The following is an 18,268-nucleotide window of genomic DNA, read 5'->3' as shown; positions in this document are numbered from 1 at the left end:
CATACGGCTGATTTGGAGATCCGTGTCGTCAGTCAGGGCCCCATCGCTGGCAAGCCAGCTCCCACAAGGATCTGCGGCGCTTACAAAACCCTGTGGGAGCTGGCTTGCCAGCGATGACGGTCTCAAGGCTGAACCACTGTAACTGACTGGCCCCAGCCCCAGACGTTCAAGGCGAATGCGTAATGTCGGCCATGTCATCCACCGCCAGCGCGCCGGTGTCCGCCGTTTCCAGCACCACATAGGCGCTGCTGCAGAACAAAGAATTGAGCCGTTTCATGTCGGCGATCAACTCCAGATGCAGCGAGCTGGTCTCCAGGCTCTGAACGATCTTGCGTTGCAAACGGCTGACATGCGCATGGGCCAGACGCCGTTCCTGCGCACGAAAGCGGCGTTTCTCCCGTAACAACTGCCGCGCGCTTTCGCGGTCGCCGCTGAGAAACACCGACAGGCCCAGGCGCAGGTTGGCGATCAGTTGCTGTTGCAGCCCGGCAAGATCTTCCAGGCCTTCTTCGGAAAACGAACGGCGCTGCGAGGTCTTCTGCTGCTGGATCTTGCGCAGCATGCGCTCGATCAGGTCGGCGGCGAGTTTCAGGTTGATCGCCAGTTCGATGATCTCGGCCCAGCGCCGACTGTCGTGCTCGCCGAGATCCTCGCGGGGCATCTGCGCCAGATACAGCTTGATCGCGCTGTACAGCGCCTCGACGTCATCGGTCAGGCGGCGCATCTCCTGGGTGACGGCGGTCTGCTTGCCGCGCAACACATCGAGGGAGGCGTCGAGCATGTTGTCGAGCAGATCGCCCATGCGCAGGGTTTCCCGCGCGGCATTGGCCAGCGCCAGGCTCGGTGTGACCAGCGCGGTCGGGTCGAGATGGCGCGGCTTGGCGGCGCCGTTGACCTCCGGCCGCTCCGGCAGCAGCCACGCACAAAGCCGCGCCATCGGCCCGACGCTCGGCAGCAGGATCAGGCAGCGCGCGGTGTTGTAGAGCAGGTGGAAGCCGATGACCATTTCCTGCGGGCTGAAATCAAGGCTGTCGATCCAGTGCACCAGCGGATCTAGCACCGGGATGATCAGCAGCAGGCCGATCAATTTGTACAGCAGACTGCCCAGCGCGACCTGGCGGCCGGCGGCGTTCTGCATGCTGGTGCTCATGAAGGCGAGAATGCCGCTGCCGATGTTGGCGCCGATCACCAGACCGATCGCCACCGGCAAACTGATCACCGCAGCCCCGGCCAGCGTGGCGGTGAGCAGCACGGCGGCGAGGCTGGAGTAGGAAATCATCGCAAACAGTGCGCCGACCAGGGCATCGAGGAGGATGTCGCCGGTCAGCGAGGCGAAAATCACCTTCACCCCCTGCGCATGGGTGATCGGCGCAGCGGCCTCGACGATCAATTGCAGGGCGAGAATGATCAGCCCCAGCCCGATCGACACCCGGCCCATTTGCCCGAGCCGCGTCTGTTTGCGCGACAGAAAGAAAATCACCCCGAGGAAAATCAGCAGCGGCGATAGCCACGACAGATCGAGGGTCAGCACCCGCGCCATCAACGCGGTACCGACATCGGCGCCCAGCATGGTCGCCAGCGCCGGGGTCAGCGCCATCAAACCCTGACCGACAAACGAAGTGACCAGCATCGCCGTGGCGTTGCTGCTCTGCACCATGGCGGTGACGAGAATACCGGCGATGAACGCCAGCCATCTCTTCGACATGTTCTGGCCGATGACATGTCGCAGATTGGTGCCATAAACCCGCAGGATGCCGGTTCGGACGATGTGCGTGCCCCAGATCAACAGGGCGACGGCGGACAACAGATTGAGCAGGGTGAGCATGCAGACCCCCTGTAGTAGCAGCGCCCCAGAGGGGCAAGTGGAAGGCACCGCGCGGTTTCTACGTTCTTGATACTTAAGCTGTAGTTGGCTAACGGCCTCGGCGCCAGCATTGCACAGCTAAAGCGTGGATTGAAACAAAAGTGTCATGAAAAGCGCTTCATACACTCCCTTTAAATCAACGCCGTCTCCTGTGGGAGCTGGCTTGCCAGCGATGGCGTCAGCACAACCAACATTGATGTCGCCTGACACTCCGCTATCGCTGGCAAGCCAGCTCCCACAAGGTCCGCAGTGACTGAATGTTGCACAAACAAATGTGGGAGCGAGCCTGCTCGCGAAAGCGGTGGGCCAGCCAACATTGTTGTCGACTGGCACTCCGTCTTCGCGAGCAGGCCCGCTCCCACAGGGGTGTAGCGTGCTGCCGGGACTACCGGGTTACTGGCCCGGCACATCCTTGCGCAGTTTCACCGGATCCTGCTGTTTCTTTTTCCGGGCCATCGCGCCGCGCAGTTTGATGTTGATCGCTTCCACCGCCAGCGAGAACGCCATGGCGAAGTAGACGTAGCCTTTTGGCACGTGCACGTCGAACGATTCGGCGATCAGCACGGTACCGACCACCAGCAGGAACGACAGCGCGAGCATTTTCAGCGACGGGTGCTTGTCGATGAATTCGCTGATCTTGCCCGACGCCAGCATCATCACCAGCACTGCCACGACGATCGCCGCGACCATGACCGGGACGTGGGAAACCATGCCGACGGCAGTGATCACCGAGTCCAGCGAGAAGACGATATCGATGATCGCGATCTGGATGATGGTGTAGAGGAAGTTGCCGCCCTTGCCCGATGGCGCGTCGTCGCTTTCATCTTCACCTTCCAGCGCGTGGTACATCTCCTGCGAACTCTTCCACAACAGGAACAGGCCACCGAAGAACAGGATCAGGTCGCGGCCGGAGATGCCCTGGCCGAACACTTCGAACAGGTCGGCAGTGAGGCGCATGACCCAGGTAATCGACAGCAGTAACAGGATCCGCGTGACCATGGCCAGGCCAAGACCGAAGATCCGTGTGCGCTGCTGCATGTGTTTCGGCATGCGGCTGACCAGGATCGAAATCATGATGATGTTATCGATACCGAGGACGATTTCCAGGGCGGTCAGGGTAAAAAAGGCAACCCAGATTTCGGGGTTGGTCAGCCAATCCATGTGTATTCCTTTGAGCGAGTGTTAAACCGAAAAAGGTCCGGGCTTCAAACCGCGAAGCCGGGACCCGTAACGGTGAGTCTTGGGCTTATAGAGTGCTGAACAGCGGGAAAGTCCCCAACAGCAGTGCAGCAATCAGAATGCAGATGCACACCAGGATCGCCCATTTCAGGGTGAAACGCTGGTGATCACCGAAATCGATGCCGGCCAGCGCCACCAACAGATAGGTCGACGGCACCAACGGGCTCAGCAAGTGGACGGGCTGGCCGACGATCGAGGCACGGGCCATTTCCACCGCAGTGATCCCATAGTGGCTGGCCGCTTCGGTCAGCACCGGCAATACACCGTAATAGAACGCATCGTTGGACATGAAGAAGGTGAAGGGCATGCTCACCAGCGCCGTAATCACCGCCAGGTACGGGCCGAGGAATTCCGGGATCACCGCCAACAGGCTCTTCGACATCGCATCGACCATGCCGGTGCCCGACAGGATACCGGTGAAGATACCGGCCGCAAAGATCAGCCCGACCACTGCCAGCACGCTGCCGGAATGCGCGGCGACGCGATCCTTCTGCATTTGCAGGCATGGGTAGTTGACGATCATCGCAATACTGAACGCCACCATGAACAGCACCGGCAGCGGCAACAGGCCGCCGATCAGCGTGCACATCAGGCCGAAAGTCAGTGCGGCATTGAACCAGATCAGCTTCGGACGGCGTGCGTCGGGGAATTGCGAGACGCTGATTTCACTGTGATCGATCTCGTCGCCAACCAGGTGCAGCTCGCCGAGGCGGGCACGTTCACGCTTGCCGTAGAAGTAGGCAATCACCAGGATCGCCAAGACACCGGCGGCCATGGCCGGGATCATCGGTACGAAAATGTCCGAAGGATCCACATGCAGGGCACTCGCCGCGCGGGCGGTCGGGCCGCCCCACGGGGTCATGTTCATTACGCCACCGGCGAGGATGATCAGACCGGCCATGATTCGCGGGCTCATGCCGATGCGGCTGTACAGCGGCAGCATCGCAGCCACGCAGATCATGTAAGTGGTCGCGCCGTCACCATCGAGGGAAACGACGAGCGCCAGAACGGCGGTACCGACCGAAACTTTCAACGGGTCGCCCTTGACCAGTTTGAGGATCTTGCGCACGGCCGGGTCGAACAGACCGGAGTCGATCATCAGGGCGAAATACAGAATGGCGAACATCAACATCACGCCGGTCGGCGCCAGTTTGGTGATGCCTTCAAGCATCATCGGGCCGATCTTCGGCGCGAAACCACCGAACAGGGCGAACAGGATCGGGATGATGATCAGGGCGATCAGCGCGGACAGGCGCTTGGTCATGATCAGGAACATGAACGTGATGACCATGGCGAAGCCAAGGAAAGTCAGCATGGGAATACTCCAGGCGTAGCGCGGCTAGTTGAATGAGCGGATCGGGCGGGATCAGCGCAGAACGGGAGGCGCGAGGCGTACGGGCGGAGTGACCAGCAGGAAGCGGGAGAAACGGCGGGTTGCAGAAGACATCAGAATCACCATTGTTGTTGTTAATTGGGCCGGGCCTGTGGAAAAAACACAGGGCTTGGGCCAACCGGTCTGTTGCCGGGAGTGGGGCGATCCTAATCGGGGAAGCTTTCAGCTACCTTTCGCGACCGAAAGCGATGAATGAATGGTCAACCGGCGGTCGGATGCAGCGACAGCCAATGAATACGGGCCAAGAAGCGATGCGAGGGAACGGACAGACAACGCTGGCTGGCAGTCTGGACATATTCGTTATCAGTTCAGCGTCAGCATCTGGTTAAAAAATCGACAGGTCCAGCGGCCGCACCGCGCCCATCCAGATCGCGTGTTCGGTGTGGTCGAGCAGGTCGTTGCCAGTGTCCGGATGCAGGAACACCACCAACCCCTTGCGGTTAAGCGCCAGCCACGGCAGCACCTCGCCGATCAGCTCGGGACCGAAAGCCAGTTGGCAGCTCCAGTCGGGGTGCGGCCCCACCGGGCGTTCGTGCACGCGGCCCATTTTCAGCGCAAACAACTGCGCGGCCTGCTCGCACAAGGCCCGCGCCTGGTCGATGCCTTGTGCGTCGAAATAGACATGGGCGTGATAACCCTTGATCCCTTGCATCGTGTCGCCTCTCAATCGGTTCGAACCCTTGGCTGTTTACACCGTCACAGGTCATATAGGACAACAATAAGGAAAACAGCCATGAAAAATGCCGAGACCCCAGTGGTCAAAGTGGTGCTTTATGGTGCCATGGCCAGCCTGGGCGGTGCATTGATGGCTGAATTGCTGCGTCGCCAACACGAAGTCATCGCCATTCTCGACGATCTCACCGCACTCGCGCCGCGTCCGGGGTTGCGCACCAAGACCGGCGATCTATTCGATGCCGAGCGGGTCAATCAGAGCGTCGCCGGCAGTTCGGCGGTGATCTGCCTGCTGGACGCGCCGGGGCTGCCGTTCAGCAGCGACCACGTTGAGCGCTCGGTGACGCTCGGCCCGGTGGAGCAGGTGCTGGCAGTCGACGCCTTGGTCGAAGGTTTGCAACTGGCCAGCGTGCCGCGCCTGTTTCTGGTCGGCAACTTCGGTGTGCTCGACGAGCCTGACAATGACGAGCGCCTGCAACGTCACGCTGCCGAAGAAATCCTCGAGGCGGTACAAAGCAGCTCACTGCGCTGGACCTTGGTCAATGCGCCCCATGGAGTGGCCGGATTGACCATCGAGCACTTCAGTCAGGTCGGCGGCAATCTCGAACCGGGATTGGCCGAACCGCTGGAACGCTTGAACCGTGTCGCGGTGGGGATTGCCGATGAACTGCGGTTGAACCTGCATGTGGGGCAGCATGTGAATTTTGTGGCGGCTTCTGATTCGTAAAAGATCGGACGATCTTTTGCTCTTCACACCGCAATCGAGGGCAGGGCCAGACCGTTAAGCGATTCGGCACTGCTGGCCTGTTCCGCCATTAACCAATCAACAAATTCCTGAATCAACGCACCCCGACGCTTGCGTTGCGGCAACACCACGTAATACCCCAGCCGCGACAGCGTGGTTTCCGCCAGCGGCCGGCACAGCAAACCCTGCACCAGCAAGTTATCCACAAGGTGCCGCCAGCCAATCGCCACGCCTTGTCCGCCGATCGCCGCCTGAATCAGCAAGGTGTAATTGTCGAAGCGCAATTGCCCCGGCGCTGGCGGCGTAGTCAGGCCCAACTGACGAAACAAGCCACTCCAGTCGAACCAGTTGCTGCTGTTTTCCCCACGCAGATGCAACAGCGGAAATTCCAGCAGGGCCTGCGCGGGCAACGGCAATGAACGCTCCTTGAGCAGCAGCGGGCTGCACACCGGGAACACTTCTTCGCTGAACAGCCAGTGGCTCTCACCCTGCTTGAATCGACCATCGCCAAACAGGATCGCCACGTCGATGTCGGTGCGCAGCATGTTGTGGTTGCGCTCGCTGGTGACCAGGCTGACATCGATATGCGGATTGGCCTCATGGAAGCGATGCAGGCGCGGCATCAACCAATAAGCGGCAAAAGCGAAATCCGTGGCCACTTGCAGCACCTCATGTTGCTGCTGAGTGCTGATTGCGCTTAATCCTGCGTCGATATTCTGCAAACCGAGGGCAACTTGCTGGAAAAGCAGGCTGCCCACCTCAGTCAATTCGATGCCCCGGTAGATCCGATCGAACAGGCGCGTACCGAGCTGCTCTTCCAGACGTTTCATTTGCTGGCTGATCGCCGGCTGCGTGGTGCCAAGCTCCACCGCAGCAGCGGTAAAACTGCGATGGCGGGCCGCCGCTTCAAAAGCGCGCAGCAGATCGAGGGAAAGGTCACCGAGGGCGTCATACATAAGCTGTACTTATCCTAGTCATTGTCCGGCGCGGGCTTTACCGGAACAGGCATGGAATCCATGCTCGATCGCAGCACTCTCGCATAAATATTCAACATGGAATGCCGCGATCACATGAAGCGCAAGAACATTCTTTTCATCATGGCCGATCAAATGGCCGCGCCAATGTTGCCGTTCTACGGCCCATCGCCGATCAAACTGCCGAATCTGTCCCGCCTCGCCGCCCAAGGCGTGGTGTTCGATGCTGCTTACTGCAACAGCCCGCTGTGCGCGCCGTCGCGCTTCACCCTGGTCAGTGGCCAGTTGCCGAGCAAGATCGGCGCCTACGACAACGCGGCCGATTTCCCCGCCGACATTCCAACTTACGCGCATTACCTGCGGCGTCTCGGCTACCGCACCGCGCTGTCGGGCAAGATGCATTTCTGCGGGCCGGACCAGTTGCACGGTTATGAAGAACGCCTGACCAGCGACATCTACCCGGCCGATTACGGTTGGGCGGTGAACTGGGACGAGCCGGACGTGCGGCCAAGCTGGTATCACAATATGTCTTCGGTGCTGCAAGCCGGGCCGTGCGTGCGCACCAATCAGCTGGATTTCGACGAAGAGGTGGTGTTCAAGGCGCAGCAATATCTTTTCGATCACATTCGCGAGGATGGCGAGCAACCGTTCTGCCTGACCGTGTCGATGACCCACCCTCACGATCCGTACACGATTCCCAAGGCTTTCTGGGATCTGTATGACGATGCCGATATCCCGTTGCCTACAGCCTTGAACCAGGACGAACTCGATCCGCACTCGCAACGTCTGCTCAAGGTTTACGACCTGTGGGACAAGCCGCTGCCTGTGGATAAAATCCGCGATGCCCGTCGCGCCTACTTCGGTGCTTGCAGCTATATCGACGCCAATGTCGGCAAACTGCTGCAAACCCTCGAGGAAACCGGGTTGATCGACGACACCGTCATCGTCTTCTCCGGTGACCATGGCGACATGCTCGGCGAGAAGGGCCTCTGGTACAAAATGCACTGGTTCGAGATGGCCGCGCGGGTGCCGCTGCTGATCAGCGCACCGGGACAATTCGAGGCGGGCCGGGTCAGCGCCGCCGTATCCACCGCCGACCTGCTGCCGACCTTCGTGGATCTGGCCGGTGGCACGCTTGAGCCGGGCCTGCCGCTGGACGGCCGTTCCTTGCTGCCGCACCTGCAAGGGCAGGGCGGGCACGACGAGGTGTTCGGCGAATACATGGCCGAAGGCACTGTCAGCCCGCTGATGATGATCCGTCGGGGTGCCTACAAATTTATCTACAGCGAAAGCGACCCGTGCCTACTCTTCGATGTGGATAACGATCCGCGCGAAGAAGAAGAGCTGAGCCAATCGCCGCAACATCGTCAGCTGTTCGAAGACTTTCTCGCCGAAGCGCGGGCCAAGTGGGACATTCCGGCGATCCATCGGGACGTGCTGGCCAGCCAGCGCCGACGCCGTTTCGTCGCCGATGCGTTAACCATCGGCAAGTTGAAGAGCTGGGATCACCAGCCGCTGGTCGATGCCAGTCAGCAGTACATGCGCAACCACATCGACCTTGATGATCTGGAGCGCAAGGCCCGTTATCCACAACCCTGCCAAAACCAAAAATGTTAAGGGGAAGTCCATGCGCAAGTTATCCACAGCTGTCACTGTCGGCCTGATCGCATTGAGCAGCGCCTCGGCGTTCGCCGAGCAAAGCTGCGAGACCGTGAAGATGGCCGATCCGGGCTGGAGCGACATCGCCGCAACCAATGCCATCACCGGGTTTCTGCTGGACGGCATGGGCTATAAGGCCAAAGTCGACACCCTTGCAGTGCCGATCACCTTCGGCGGCTTGAAGGATGGCCAGGTTGACGTGTTCCTCGGCAACTGGATGCCGGCGCAGCAGGGCTTCTATGACAAGTTCGTCGCTACTGGCGATGTGACGCAATTGGCCAAAAACCTGGAAGGCACCGAATTCACCCTCGCCGTCCCCGACTATGTCTGGGAGGCGGGTGTGCATGATTTTGCCGACCTGAACAAATTCGCCGACAAGTTCGACAAGAAGATCTACGGCATCGGCTCAGGCGCGCCGGCGAACATTTCGCTGCAGGAGATCATCAAGAAGAACGACTTCAACATGGGCCAGTGGAAGCTGATCGAGTCCAGCGAACAGGCGATGCTCGCCGAAGTGTCGCGGGCGGTGAAGAAACAGAAATTCGTCACCTTCCTCGGCTGGACCCCGCACCCGATGAACGTGCAGCTGAAAATGCGTTACCTCAAGGGCGGCGAAAAATACTTCGGCGACACCGGCAGCGTCTTTACCCTGACCCGCAAGGGCTACGCCGAGGCCTGCCCGAATGTGGGCAAGTTACTGACCAATCTGGCCTTCACCCAGGACATGGAGAACAGCATCATGGCCGAGGTGGTGAACAAGAAGATCAGCAATGCCGAAGCGGCGAAGGCGTGGATCAAGGCCAATCCGGCGGTGCTGGACAAGTGGCTGGATGGCGTGAAGACCGTGGATGGCAAGGATGCGTTGGTGGCGGTGAAGGCCAAGCTTTGATCTCAGGGTTGCTGGAATAGCGTTCGGCTGGAGATTTTTGCCCCCTCACCCCAGCCCTCTCCCCCAAGGGGGCGAGGGGGAAAGGGAGCCGATCGCTGTTGAATCGAAACTTGCGTTCAACGCCGAAATCGCAGGTCGGTGAATCTTCAACAAACAGCTCGGTCAGTCCCCTCTCCCTCAGAGAGAGGGCTAGGGTGAGGGGCTTTTACACCTGACACCCTGATAACCTTGAACAAAACCCCAACCGCGAGGACCCATGGCCTTCCCCAGCCGTCATTCACTTTTTCCTTTCCTGAACTGGTTGCCACGGCAAACCCGTGCCAGCATCGGACGGGACCTGACCGTCGGCCTCAGCGGTGCGATTCTCGCCTTACCCCAGTCGATTGCCTACGCGCTGATTGCCGGGCTGCCACCGGAATACGGTCTGTACGCCGCAATCATTCCGGTATTGGTCGCGTGCCTGTGGGGTTCGTCATGGCATCTGATCTGCGGCCCCACCGCAGCGATTTCGATTGTCCTGTACGCCAGCGTCAGCCCGCTCGCGGTGCCGGCTTCCGAGGACTACATCACTCTGATCCTGCTGCTGACGTTCCTTGCGGGGATTTTCCAATGGTTGCTCGGCTTGCTGCGTTTTGGCGCACTGGTGAATTTCGTTTCGCATTCGGTGGTGCTCGGCTTCACCCTCGGCGCCGCCGTGGTGATCGCCATCGGGCAATTGCCCAATCTGCTCGGGCTGGAATTGCCGGCCAACACCACAGCGCTCGCCAGCGTGATGGATCTGCTGCGACATCTGGGGGCTGTGGATAAGCCTTCGCTGATGCTCGGCGTCGCCACAGTGATCGTCGGCGTGGCCCTGAAAAAACTCCTGCCGCGCTGGCCGACGCTGTTGCTCACGCTGGTGCTGGCCAGCCTGCTGGTGTGGGTCTGGCCGGCGATGTTTGGTCATGTGCATCTGGTCAGCGCTTTCGTCGGACGCCTGCCGCCGCTGAGCGCCTTGCCGCTGGATCTGGAGGTGATCCTGCGCCTGCTGCCAAGCGCGGTGGCGGTGGGCATGCTTGGGCTGGTCACCAGCCTGTCGATTGCCCGCTCGATTTCGGCGCGCTCGCAACAGTTGCTCGATGCCAATCAGGAAGTCCGCGCACAGGGTTTGTCGAACATCGTCGGTGCGTTCTTTTCCGGGTCGCTCTCAGCCGGATCGTTTACCCGCTCGGGATTGAGTTATGAGGCGGGGGCCTGCTCGCCGCTGGCCGGGGTGTTTTCGGCGCTCTGGGTGGCGCTGTTCGCGGTGTTCGGCGCCGGGCTGATTGCACACATTCCGATCCCGGCCATGGCCGGCAGCATCCTGTTGATCGCCTGGGGTCTGGTCGATCACCGGGGCATTCGCGCTTTGCTGCGGGTCAGCCGCGCCGAGTTCGTGGTGATGGCCCTGACTTGCCTGGCGACTCTGCTGCTGGAATTGCAGACGGCGATCTACGCCGGGGTGCTGGCGTCATTGTTTTTCTACCTCAAGCGCACCTCGCAACCACGGGTACAGCATTGGCGCGACGGTGACGACGATGTGTTGCGCGTGGGTGGTTCGATCTTCTTCGGCGCCAGCCATTACCTGCAAGTGCGCCTGCAACGCCTGCATGGCGCGCGGGTGGTGATCGAGGCAGAGCAGATCAACTTCATCGATTATTCGGGGGTGGAGATGCTGCATCAGGAAGCGCGACGGCTGCTGGGCCAGGGTCGCAGCCTGACCTTACGCCGGGCGCGGCCGCCAGTGGTGGAGGAACTGAGGAAGCTGGAGGGGGCGGAGAAGTGCCCAATCAGGTTTGAGGATTGATCTGATATCGCGGTGGTGATGCGATTCGCGAGCAGGCTCGCTCCCACATTGATCGTATTTCAATGTGGGAGCAAAGCTTAAAGGGCCAGTTGGCGGCGCAGCTCGGCGAGTACCGGCGCGGTATCCGGGCGTACGCCACGCCACAGCCAGAACGCCTCGGCTGCCTGTTCGGCGAGCATGCCCAGACCATCCATCGCCAGCGCCGCGCCGTGCTCAGTGGCCCAGCGGCAGAACGCGGTCGGTTCCTTGCCGTACATCATGTCGTAGCACAGCGTCTGGCCTGGCTCGATCAGGCTTGGCGCAATCGGCGGCACGTCACCGGTCAGGCTGGCGGAGGTGGCGTTGATGATCACGTCCACCGGTTCGCGCAGCCAGTCGAAACCACTGGCCGACACCGGCCCGAGGTCGCAGAACAACTCGGCCAGCAGTTCAGCCTTGTCCACGGTGCGATTGGCGATGATCACCGAGGCCGGCTTCTCCGCCAGCAATGGCTCCAGCGCACCGCGCACCGCGCCGCCAGCGCCGAGCAAAAGGATGCGCTTACCGGTCAGGCTGAACCCGGCATTCACCGTCAGATCGCGGACCAGGCCGGCGCCATCGGTGTTGTCGCCGAGCAGTGAGCCATCGTCCAGTTTGCTCAAGGTGTTCACCGCACCGGCGCGCTGCGCGCGGGCGGTCAGGCTGTTGGCCAGACGGTAGGCGTCTTCCTTGAACGGCACCGTCACATTGGCGCCGCGCCCTTCGCGAAAGAACGCCTTGGCGCAGCCGACAAAATCATCCAGCGGCGCCAGCAGCGTGCTGTAGTCGAGGCGCTGGCCGGTCTGTTCGGCGAACAACTGGTGAATCATCGGCGACTTGCTGTGGCCGATCGGATTACCGAAAACGACGTAACGATCCATCACCCGTCCTCAGGCCTCGGCCAGCCAGTCGCGATCCTGCAGGAAATAATCGGTCAGGCGCGCTTCTGCGCTGCCCGGCTCGGCCTTCCAGTCATAGCCCCAGCGCACTTGCGGTGGCAGCGACATCAGAATCGATTCAGTGCGGCCACCCGATTGCAGACCGAACAGCGTGCCACGGTCGTAAACCAGGTTGAATTCGACGTAGCGGCCTCGGCGGAATTCCTGGAATTCGCGCTGCTGGGCAGTGAAGGCGTCGTTCTTGCGCCGTTGCACGATCGGCAGGTAGGCCTCGATATAGGCATCGCCGATGGCGCGCATGAAGGCGAAACTGGTGTCGAAATCCCACTCGTTCAGATCGTCGAAGAACAGACCGCCAATGCCACGTGGCTCATGACGATGCTTGATATGGAAATAGGTGTCGCACCAGGCCTTGTAACGCGGATAGACGTCCGCACCGAACGGCGCACAGGCTTGCTCGGCGACGCGGTGCCAATGAATGCAATCTTCCTCAACGCCGTAATACGGGGTCAGGTCGAAACCGCCGCCAAACCACCAGACCGGTTCTTCGCCTTCTTTTTCAGCGATGAAAAAGCGCACGTTGGCGTGGGAGGTCGGCACATGCGGGTTGTGCGGGTGGATCACCAGCGACACACCGAGCGCCTCGAAACCACGCCCGGCCAGTTCCGGCCGATGGGCGCTGGCCGAGGGCGGCAGGCCGCTGCCGAATACGTGGGAAAAATTGACGCCGCCCTTTTCGATCAGCGTACCGTTTTCCAGCACGCGGGTGCGCCCGCCACCGCCCGCCGGCCGGGTCCAGGCGTCTTCGACGAAGCATTTGCCGCCGTCTTCGGTTTCCAGTGCAGCGCAGATGCGGTCTTGCAGATCGAGCAGATAGGCCTTTACGGCGTCGGTGCGGGTCGTCATGGCTTCACCTTGAATCGGGCGGCGCCCCGGCAGGCGGGCGGCGCAAATGGGCGCGTAGCATACCATCGCAGACCGGCGCGCCGCAGTTGACGAAGATCAAGCAGGGGAGTTGGATAGAGGGCTTAGCAACGACCCAAGGAGAGCAGGCAGATGGCAAAGCGTATCCAGTTCCGCGCCCACGGCGGTCCCGAAGTGCTCGAACATGTTGACTACGAACCCGATGAACCCGGGCCGAATCAGGTGCGCGTGGCCAACCAGGCGATCGGCCTGAACTTCATCGACACCTATTACCGCAGCGGCCTCTATGCACCACCCGCGTTGCCGTCCGGCCTGGGTTCGGAAGGCGCCGGCACGGTCGAAGCGGTGGGCAGCGAAGTCACCCGTTTCAAGGTCGGCGATCGCGTGGCATACGGCAGCGGCCCGCTCGGCGCCTATAGCCAGCTGCATGTTCTGCCGCAGGACAATCTGGTGCACCTGCCCGATGAAATCAGTTTCGAAACTGCCGCCGGGGTCATGCTCAAGGGTCTGACCGTGCAATACCTGCTGCGCCAGACCTACCAACTGCAGGGCGGCGAAACCATTCTGTTCCACGCCGCAGCCGGTGGCGTCGGCTCGCTGGCCTGCCAATGGGCCAAAGCGCTGGGCGTGAAGCTGATCGGCACCGTCAGCTCGAAGGAAAAAGCCGAACTGGCCAAGGCCAACGGCGCCTGGGCCACCATCGACTACAGCCATGAAAACGTTGCCGAGCGCGTGCTGGCGCTGACTGACGGCAAGAAAGTCCCGGTGGTGTATGACGGCGTCGGCAAGGACACCTGGCTCACGTCCCTGGACAGCGTGGCACCACGTGGCCTTGTAGTGAGTTTCGGCAATGCTTCGGGCGCAGTCGACGGCGTCAACCTGGGCATTCTTGCCGCGAAGGGCTCGTTGTACGTCACCCGGCCTACGCTGGCGACCTACGCCAACAACGCCGAGAACCTGCAGCGCATGGCCGACGAGCTGTTCGAGATGATCATCAGCGGCAAGCTGAAGGTCGACATCAGCCAGCGCCATGCATTGGCCGATGCGGCAAAAGCACAAACCGAACTGTCGGCACGGCGCACTACCGGTTCCACGATTCTGTTGCCATAACGCTTCAAGTTGATACTCGGTGAACTCTTCCATGAGTTCGCCGAGTATCTTTCAGCTATATCAAGTACATCTTCCGGTGAAGCTTCTTCGCCGCTGGCCTACGACCGGAAAACTTCCTGCGCAACTTCTTCGACTCGTATACAAGCCATTTCTCTGCCCACTCTTCGATTATTGGCGGATCAATACTGACGGTTATGAACATCACGATACTCCGGCTGATGCACGTTCATGTTCACAGGCTGATCCAGGGCCATCAGGATTTGCCGCCATTCGGCGGACAACAGCCAATAATCGCCCCGGGCACGCTGCTCGATATGCATGGCGTGCGAAGCGATCGGTGTCAGGCCGAAGCGCTGAAACAGTTGCCGCTGTGGCGATCTGCACAAGGCCGTTACCCCCTGATATCCGCGATCGATCGCCCATTCGGCGGCGGTGGCGAGCAGGCCATTGATCGACACCGGCCGGTGCTGCTGGGAATGGGTAATCAAGCGACTGAATTCGACATGCCGAGCCAATGCCACAGTGGGAGACACATGATGCTGCGCCAGTGAGGCCCATTCGAACGGCGCCGGGGTTGCCCGCAGCACTGCAATGAGTTGATCTCGCTGGTAGAGCAGGAAGTGCGTACTGCGCGAGGTGATCGCCAAGCGGGTTTCCAGCGCCCGGGCTCTGGAGGTGAGCATGTAATGCTGCAATCGCAGGCGAAACTGTCGATTGATGAAGCGTTCAAATTCCCCGGCATCCGATCCTGCCTCAAGAATGGCCACACGATAGTCGGCCTGTTGATTCTTGAGTGTCTCCTGAAAGCCCTGCAGATAATCCTTGAGGTGTAAATCCGTAATATCCATTACTTCTCCGCAGCCATTAATATTTCGAAGTTGCTTCAAGCACATTGAAAGAATGGATGCTTTTGGAAATCTCGCCACTGCACGCGCTCTGATAATCACGTGGGAAAACTTACAGATATTTCAGACTCAAAGATTCGTCTGACGCATGCAAGAACAATGGCAACGGATAAGTTTTGAACGAATGCAGGAATAAACTGCGGGCATGCGCAGAACTCCTCGTCATAGCGCCGAGGAGTCCGCAAAAAATAAAAAGAATGGCGTCAGTCAGGACGAACGACGTTACCGGTGGCCAGGTCGCGGATCACACTGGGGTTCTTGCGCCCGCCAAGGCTGCCGCCGAGCACCAGATCGACCTGCCCACGGAAATACTGCTCGATGCGCAAACGCGTGCGCGCCGGCGGTCGCCCCTGTGGATTGGCTGATGTCGAGATCAGCGGCCCGACCAGCGAGCACAAGTCGCGCACCTGCGGGTGATCGCTGACTCGCAGCGCTACGGTGTCATGCACGCCTGTGACCCACTCCGGCAACAGGTTCTGGTGCGGCACCAGCCAGGTGTTCGGCCCAGGCCAGGTGCTGGCCATGCGGTCGATCCAGTCCTGCGGGAAGTCCTCGAAGAGGAAATCGAACTGGCGGATATTGTCGGCGACCAGGATCAGCCCTTTGCTCACCGAGCGATTCTTGATCGCCAGCAAGCGGTCCACTGCGTCTTCGTTCCACGGGTCGCAACCCAGCCCCCAGACGGCTTCGGTTGGATAGGCAATCACCGCGCCGGCGCGAACTTCACGCGCGGCTTGTTGCACACGCCAACTGTTGACCATGAAAAAACTCTCCACAAACAGGTTTCGCGCAGTTTACCGATCTTCATCGTAAAACCTAGCTCGACCGCGCCAGCCAGCGACCGTTTTCGCATACCGCACGGCCTTCGATTTCCAGCTCGGTCAACGTTGCCAGCACTTTCGGCAACGCCCAGCCACAGCTCGCGGCCAACGCCTCGCTGGTGTGCGGCGCGGCGTGAAGCAGCGCCAGCAACGGGTGATCGGCCTGCGGCGGCGCTGTGGATAACAACGGTTGCTGCCAGCCGCGCAGCGCTTCGAGGATATGTTCAATAGTCTCCACCAACACCGCCCCGTCGCGAATCAACTGATGACAACCGCGCGCGCCGGGGTGATGGATAGAGCCTGGAATGGCATAAACCTCGCGCCCTTGCTCTGCCGCCAGCCGCGCGGTAATCAACGAACCGCTGGCAACACTGGCCTCGACCACCAGCACGCCGAGGGACAAACCGCTGATGATGCGGTTACGCCGGGGGAAGTTACTCGCGGTTGGCCCGGCGTCCAGCGGAAACTCCGAGAGCACCGCGCTGCCCGACGCAATCATCGCCTCAGCCAGGCGTTTATTGCGCTGTGGATAAAAATTCTCCAGGCCCGTGCCAAGCACCCCCACGGTCAACCCGCCAACGTCCAGAGCAGCCTGATGGGCAGCGGCATCGATGCCCAGCGCCAGACCACTGGTGATGACAAAACCGGCCCCGGCCAGACTGCGAGAAAACGCCGCCGCCGTGTCCATGCCCGGGCGCGAAGCGCGGCGGCTGCCGACCATCGCCAGTTGCGGTTTTTCCAGAATCGACGGATCGCCGGCGACGAATAACATTGGCGGCGGGTCAGGAATCTGCGCCAGCAACGCTGGATAGTCCGCCTGGTCCCACATCAGCAAATGTTGATCGGGGCGCTCTAGCCAGCGCATTGCGTGGCTGGCGCCGTCGCGCACCGTCGGACAACGCCGTGCTTCGGCACACGCCGCCGGCAACCCCAGCGAGCGCCAGGCACTGGCCGGCGCGCTGAGGGCTTTCGACGCCGAGCCGAAGGCTTCGAGCAATTTGGCAAAACGCTTGGGGCCGATATCCGGCATGCGGTGCAGGCGCAGACGCGCCTCCAGTTCCGCCGGGGAAATGGCTGTACTGACAGACAACATGAATGGATCATCCTTGATCGTTCTGTGCTCCGAACCATTCGGAACAAGTTGTGGATAACTCTGTTGGTAACTTGTTAAGCAAGCTTACGGATTTCGCACCTTGTCGAGCACCGCCAGCGAGCGTGAAGCATTGAGGACCAGGCCGTAACTGAGTTTGTCGTAGGTGCGGAACACCATCAGCAGGCCGGCGCGTTCATCGGGAATCTTCAACGGCTGGCCAGTGATCCGGTCGCGCACCGTTTCGCCGGTTTTCATCACCGCCAGGACATTGCCTTCGGCCAGACCGTCACGTTTGCCTTTGTTCAGGGTAACCACGTCCATCACACCGATCTGCGTGACGCCGCGTGGCACGTCGATGATCAGGCCGTCGATGGAACGCTTCGGCGCGCTGGGCATGAAAGTCGAATTGATCGAGCGTTCTTCACCGCCGAACAAGCGGTCACCGAGGCGCACTTCCTGGGTGGTGCGTTGCAGGGCGAGAGTGGCGACGTCGCCTTCGGTGGCAACAACCTCGCCGCCGCCGATATCGTCGGCGTTGATGCCGAGGAATTCCTTGGTCTGCGGGTCAGTGTAGACCTTGCCCTGGCGGAAGATGCCGTACACCGGTTGCTCCGGATCGAAATGGCCACGGGCGAAGATGCGGTCACCGGTACCGCTGAGCACCCGTTCGGCATCGCCGGCGACGATGTACGGCGCCTTGTCGAAGTCTTCGGCCTTGTCGACGATGCGATTGCTCAGCAGAAAACTGTTGATCGATTTCAGCGGAATGCTCGGAATCGCCTCGGCCACCGGGCTGGTGCGAATCCGTGGCGAGAGCTTGATGGTGCCGCGCGACTCGCCACGCTGGACGGTCAGTTGCGGCTGGCCGTTGACGTAGCTGAGGGTCAGCGTGTCGCCGGGATAGATCAGGTTGGGGTTTTCGATCTGCGGGTTGGCCCGCCACAGTTGTGGCCACTGCCACGGCTCGCGCAGGTATTTGCCGGAAATGTCCCAGAGCGTGTCCCCGGAAACCACCGTGTATTGCTGTGGAAAACCATCCCTGAGTTGCACTTGCCCTTGCGCGGCGCCGGCCGAAGCCAGAAGCAGCAGGGCGAGTAGTGTTTTCCTCATGCAGTGAATCCCTTTATCATGTGCGTTCGCGTGAATCGTCAGAGCCCCCGTGGCTCGCTTCTGTTTTTCAGAAGCTACGCTTCACAACGGTAGCCTGCATCTTCGGACCCGCCAGGCCATCGACCCGA

Annotated in this window: 16 protein-coding genes; 5 read left to right on the top strand and 11 right to left on the bottom strand. The window is 60.8% G+C overall.

Going from position 1 to position 18,268, the window contains the following annotated elements; all coding sequences use genetic code 11:
• Positions 1–166: 166 nt before the first annotated feature.
• The 4 genes from NF676_RS00750 to NF676_RS00735 form a co-directional block, all read right to left on the bottom strand.
• Positions 167–1,825, bottom strand: coding sequence for a Na/Pi cotransporter family protein (locus tag NF676_RS00750; RefSeq protein WP_252887068.1), 1,659 nt, complete (start codon positions 1,823–1,825; stop codon positions 167–169).
• Between the two features lie 432 nt (positions 1,826–2,257).
• Positions 2,258–3,025, bottom strand: coding sequence for a TerC family protein (locus NF676_RS00745; protein ID WP_056791183.1), 768 nt, complete (start codon positions 3,023–3,025; stop codon positions 2,258–2,260).
• Between the two features lie 85 nt (positions 3,026–3,110).
• Entirely contained in the window at positions 3,111–4,418 is a 1,308-nt protein-coding gene (locus NF676_RS00740) for a CitMHS family transporter (RefSeq protein ID WP_056791180.1), read from the bottom strand.
• Positions 4,419–4,821: 403 nt separating this feature from the next.
• The gene (locus tag NF676_RS00735) at positions 4,822–5,148 is read right to left on the bottom strand and encodes a DOPA 4,5-dioxygenase family protein (RefSeq protein WP_252887067.1); all 327 of its coding nucleotides are present in this window, start codon (positions 5,146–5,148) and stop codon (positions 4,822–4,824) included.
• Positions 5,149–5,229: 81 nt separating this feature from the next.
• On the opposite strand from NF676_RS00735, the gene NF676_RS00730 reads away from it, so the two are divergent.
• Positions 5,230–5,895: an NAD(P)-dependent oxidoreductase gene (locus NF676_RS00730; RefSeq protein ID WP_041476500.1), complete on the top strand. Its 666-nt coding sequence runs from the start codon at positions 5,230–5,232 to the stop codon at positions 5,893–5,895.
• Positions 5,896–5,918: 23 nt separating this feature from the next.
• On the opposite strand, the gene NF676_RS00725 is transcribed toward NF676_RS00730, so the two are convergent.
• Complete coding sequence (locus tag NF676_RS00725) at positions 5,919–6,869, bottom strand: choline sulfate utilization transcriptional regulator (RefSeq protein WP_252887066.1); 951 nt, start codon at positions 6,867–6,869, stop codon at positions 5,919–5,921.
• Positions 6,870–6,983: 114 nt separating this feature from the next.
• Here NF676_RS00725 and betC point away from each other — a divergent pair, with 114 nt between their 5' ends.
• From betC to NF676_RS00710, 3 genes are all read left to right on the top strand, one after another.
• On the top strand, positions 6,984–8,504 hold the full coding sequence (gene betC, locus NF676_RS00720) for a choline-sulfatase (protein WP_252877179.1): 1,521 nt from the start codon (positions 6,984–6,986) through the stop codon (positions 8,502–8,504).
• A 10-nt stretch (positions 8,505–8,514) separates the two neighbouring features.
• Positions 8,515–9,435: a choline ABC transporter substrate-binding protein gene (choX, locus tag NF676_RS00715; RefSeq protein WP_041476503.1), complete on the top strand. Its 921-nt coding sequence runs from the start codon at positions 8,515–8,517 to the stop codon at positions 9,433–9,435.
• A gap of 256 nt (positions 9,436–9,691) precedes the next feature.
• Entirely contained in the window at positions 9,692–11,260 is a 1,569-nt protein-coding gene (locus tag NF676_RS00710) for a SulP family inorganic anion transporter (protein ID WP_252877178.1), read from the top strand.
• 77 nt (positions 11,261–11,337) lie between these two features.
• Here NF676_RS00710 and aroE read toward each other — a convergent pair whose 3' ends face one another.
• The gene (gene aroE / locus NF676_RS00705; RefSeq protein WP_252868530.1) at positions 11,338–12,159 is read right to left on the bottom strand and encodes a shikimate dehydrogenase; all 822 of its coding nucleotides are present in this window, start codon (positions 12,157–12,159) and stop codon (positions 11,338–11,340) included.
• A 9-nt stretch (positions 12,160–12,168) separates the two neighbouring features.
• Complete coding sequence (gene hemF, locus NF676_RS00700) at positions 12,169–13,083, bottom strand: oxygen-dependent coproporphyrinogen oxidase (protein WP_024014963.1); 915 nt, start codon at positions 13,081–13,083, stop codon at positions 12,169–12,171.
• 150 nt (positions 13,084–13,233) lie between these two features.
• On the opposite strand from hemF, the gene NF676_RS00695 reads away from it, so the two are divergent.
• Positions 13,234–14,211, top strand: a complete 978-nt coding sequence (locus tag NF676_RS00695) for a quinone oxidoreductase family protein (RefSeq protein WP_252887065.1) — start codon at positions 13,234–13,236, stop codon at positions 14,209–14,211.
• Positions 14,212–14,390: 179 nt separating this feature from the next.
• On the opposite strand, the gene NF676_RS00690 is transcribed toward NF676_RS00695, so the two are convergent.
• From NF676_RS00690 to NF676_RS00675, 4 genes are all read right to left on the bottom strand, one after another.
• Complete coding sequence (locus NF676_RS00690; RefSeq protein WP_252887064.1) at positions 14,391–15,104, bottom strand: hypothetical protein; 714 nt, start codon at positions 15,102–15,104, stop codon at positions 14,391–14,393.
• Between the two features lie 215 nt (positions 15,105–15,319).
• Entirely contained in the window at positions 15,320–15,877 is a 558-nt protein-coding gene (gene tsaC / locus NF676_RS00685; RefSeq protein WP_039757175.1) for an L-threonylcarbamoyladenylate synthase type 1 TsaC, read from the bottom strand.
• Positions 15,878–15,932: 55 nt separating this feature from the next.
• A complete protein-coding gene (gene dprA / locus NF676_RS00680) occupies positions 15,933–17,030 on the bottom strand; it encodes a DNA-processing protein DprA (protein ID WP_041476507.1) in 1,098 nt (365 codons plus the stop codon).
• An 84-nt stretch (positions 17,031–17,114) separates the two neighbouring features.
• Positions 17,115–18,140 carry a LysM peptidoglycan-binding domain-containing protein gene (locus NF676_RS00675; RefSeq protein WP_150743208.1) on the bottom strand — a complete coding sequence of 342 codons (1,026 nt, stop codon included), beginning with the start codon at positions 18,138–18,140 and terminating at the stop codon, positions 17,115–17,117.
• Positions 18,141–18,268: the final 128 nt, after the last annotated feature.

This window comes from Pseudomonas siliginis (assembly GCF_024072275.1).
GTDB lineage: Bacteria > Pseudomonadota > Gammaproteobacteria > Pseudomonadales > Pseudomonadaceae > Aquipseudomonas > Aquipseudomonas siliginis.
Note: the sequence above shows the minus strand (reverse complement) of the source record. Positions and strands in the feature narration are given on the sequence as shown.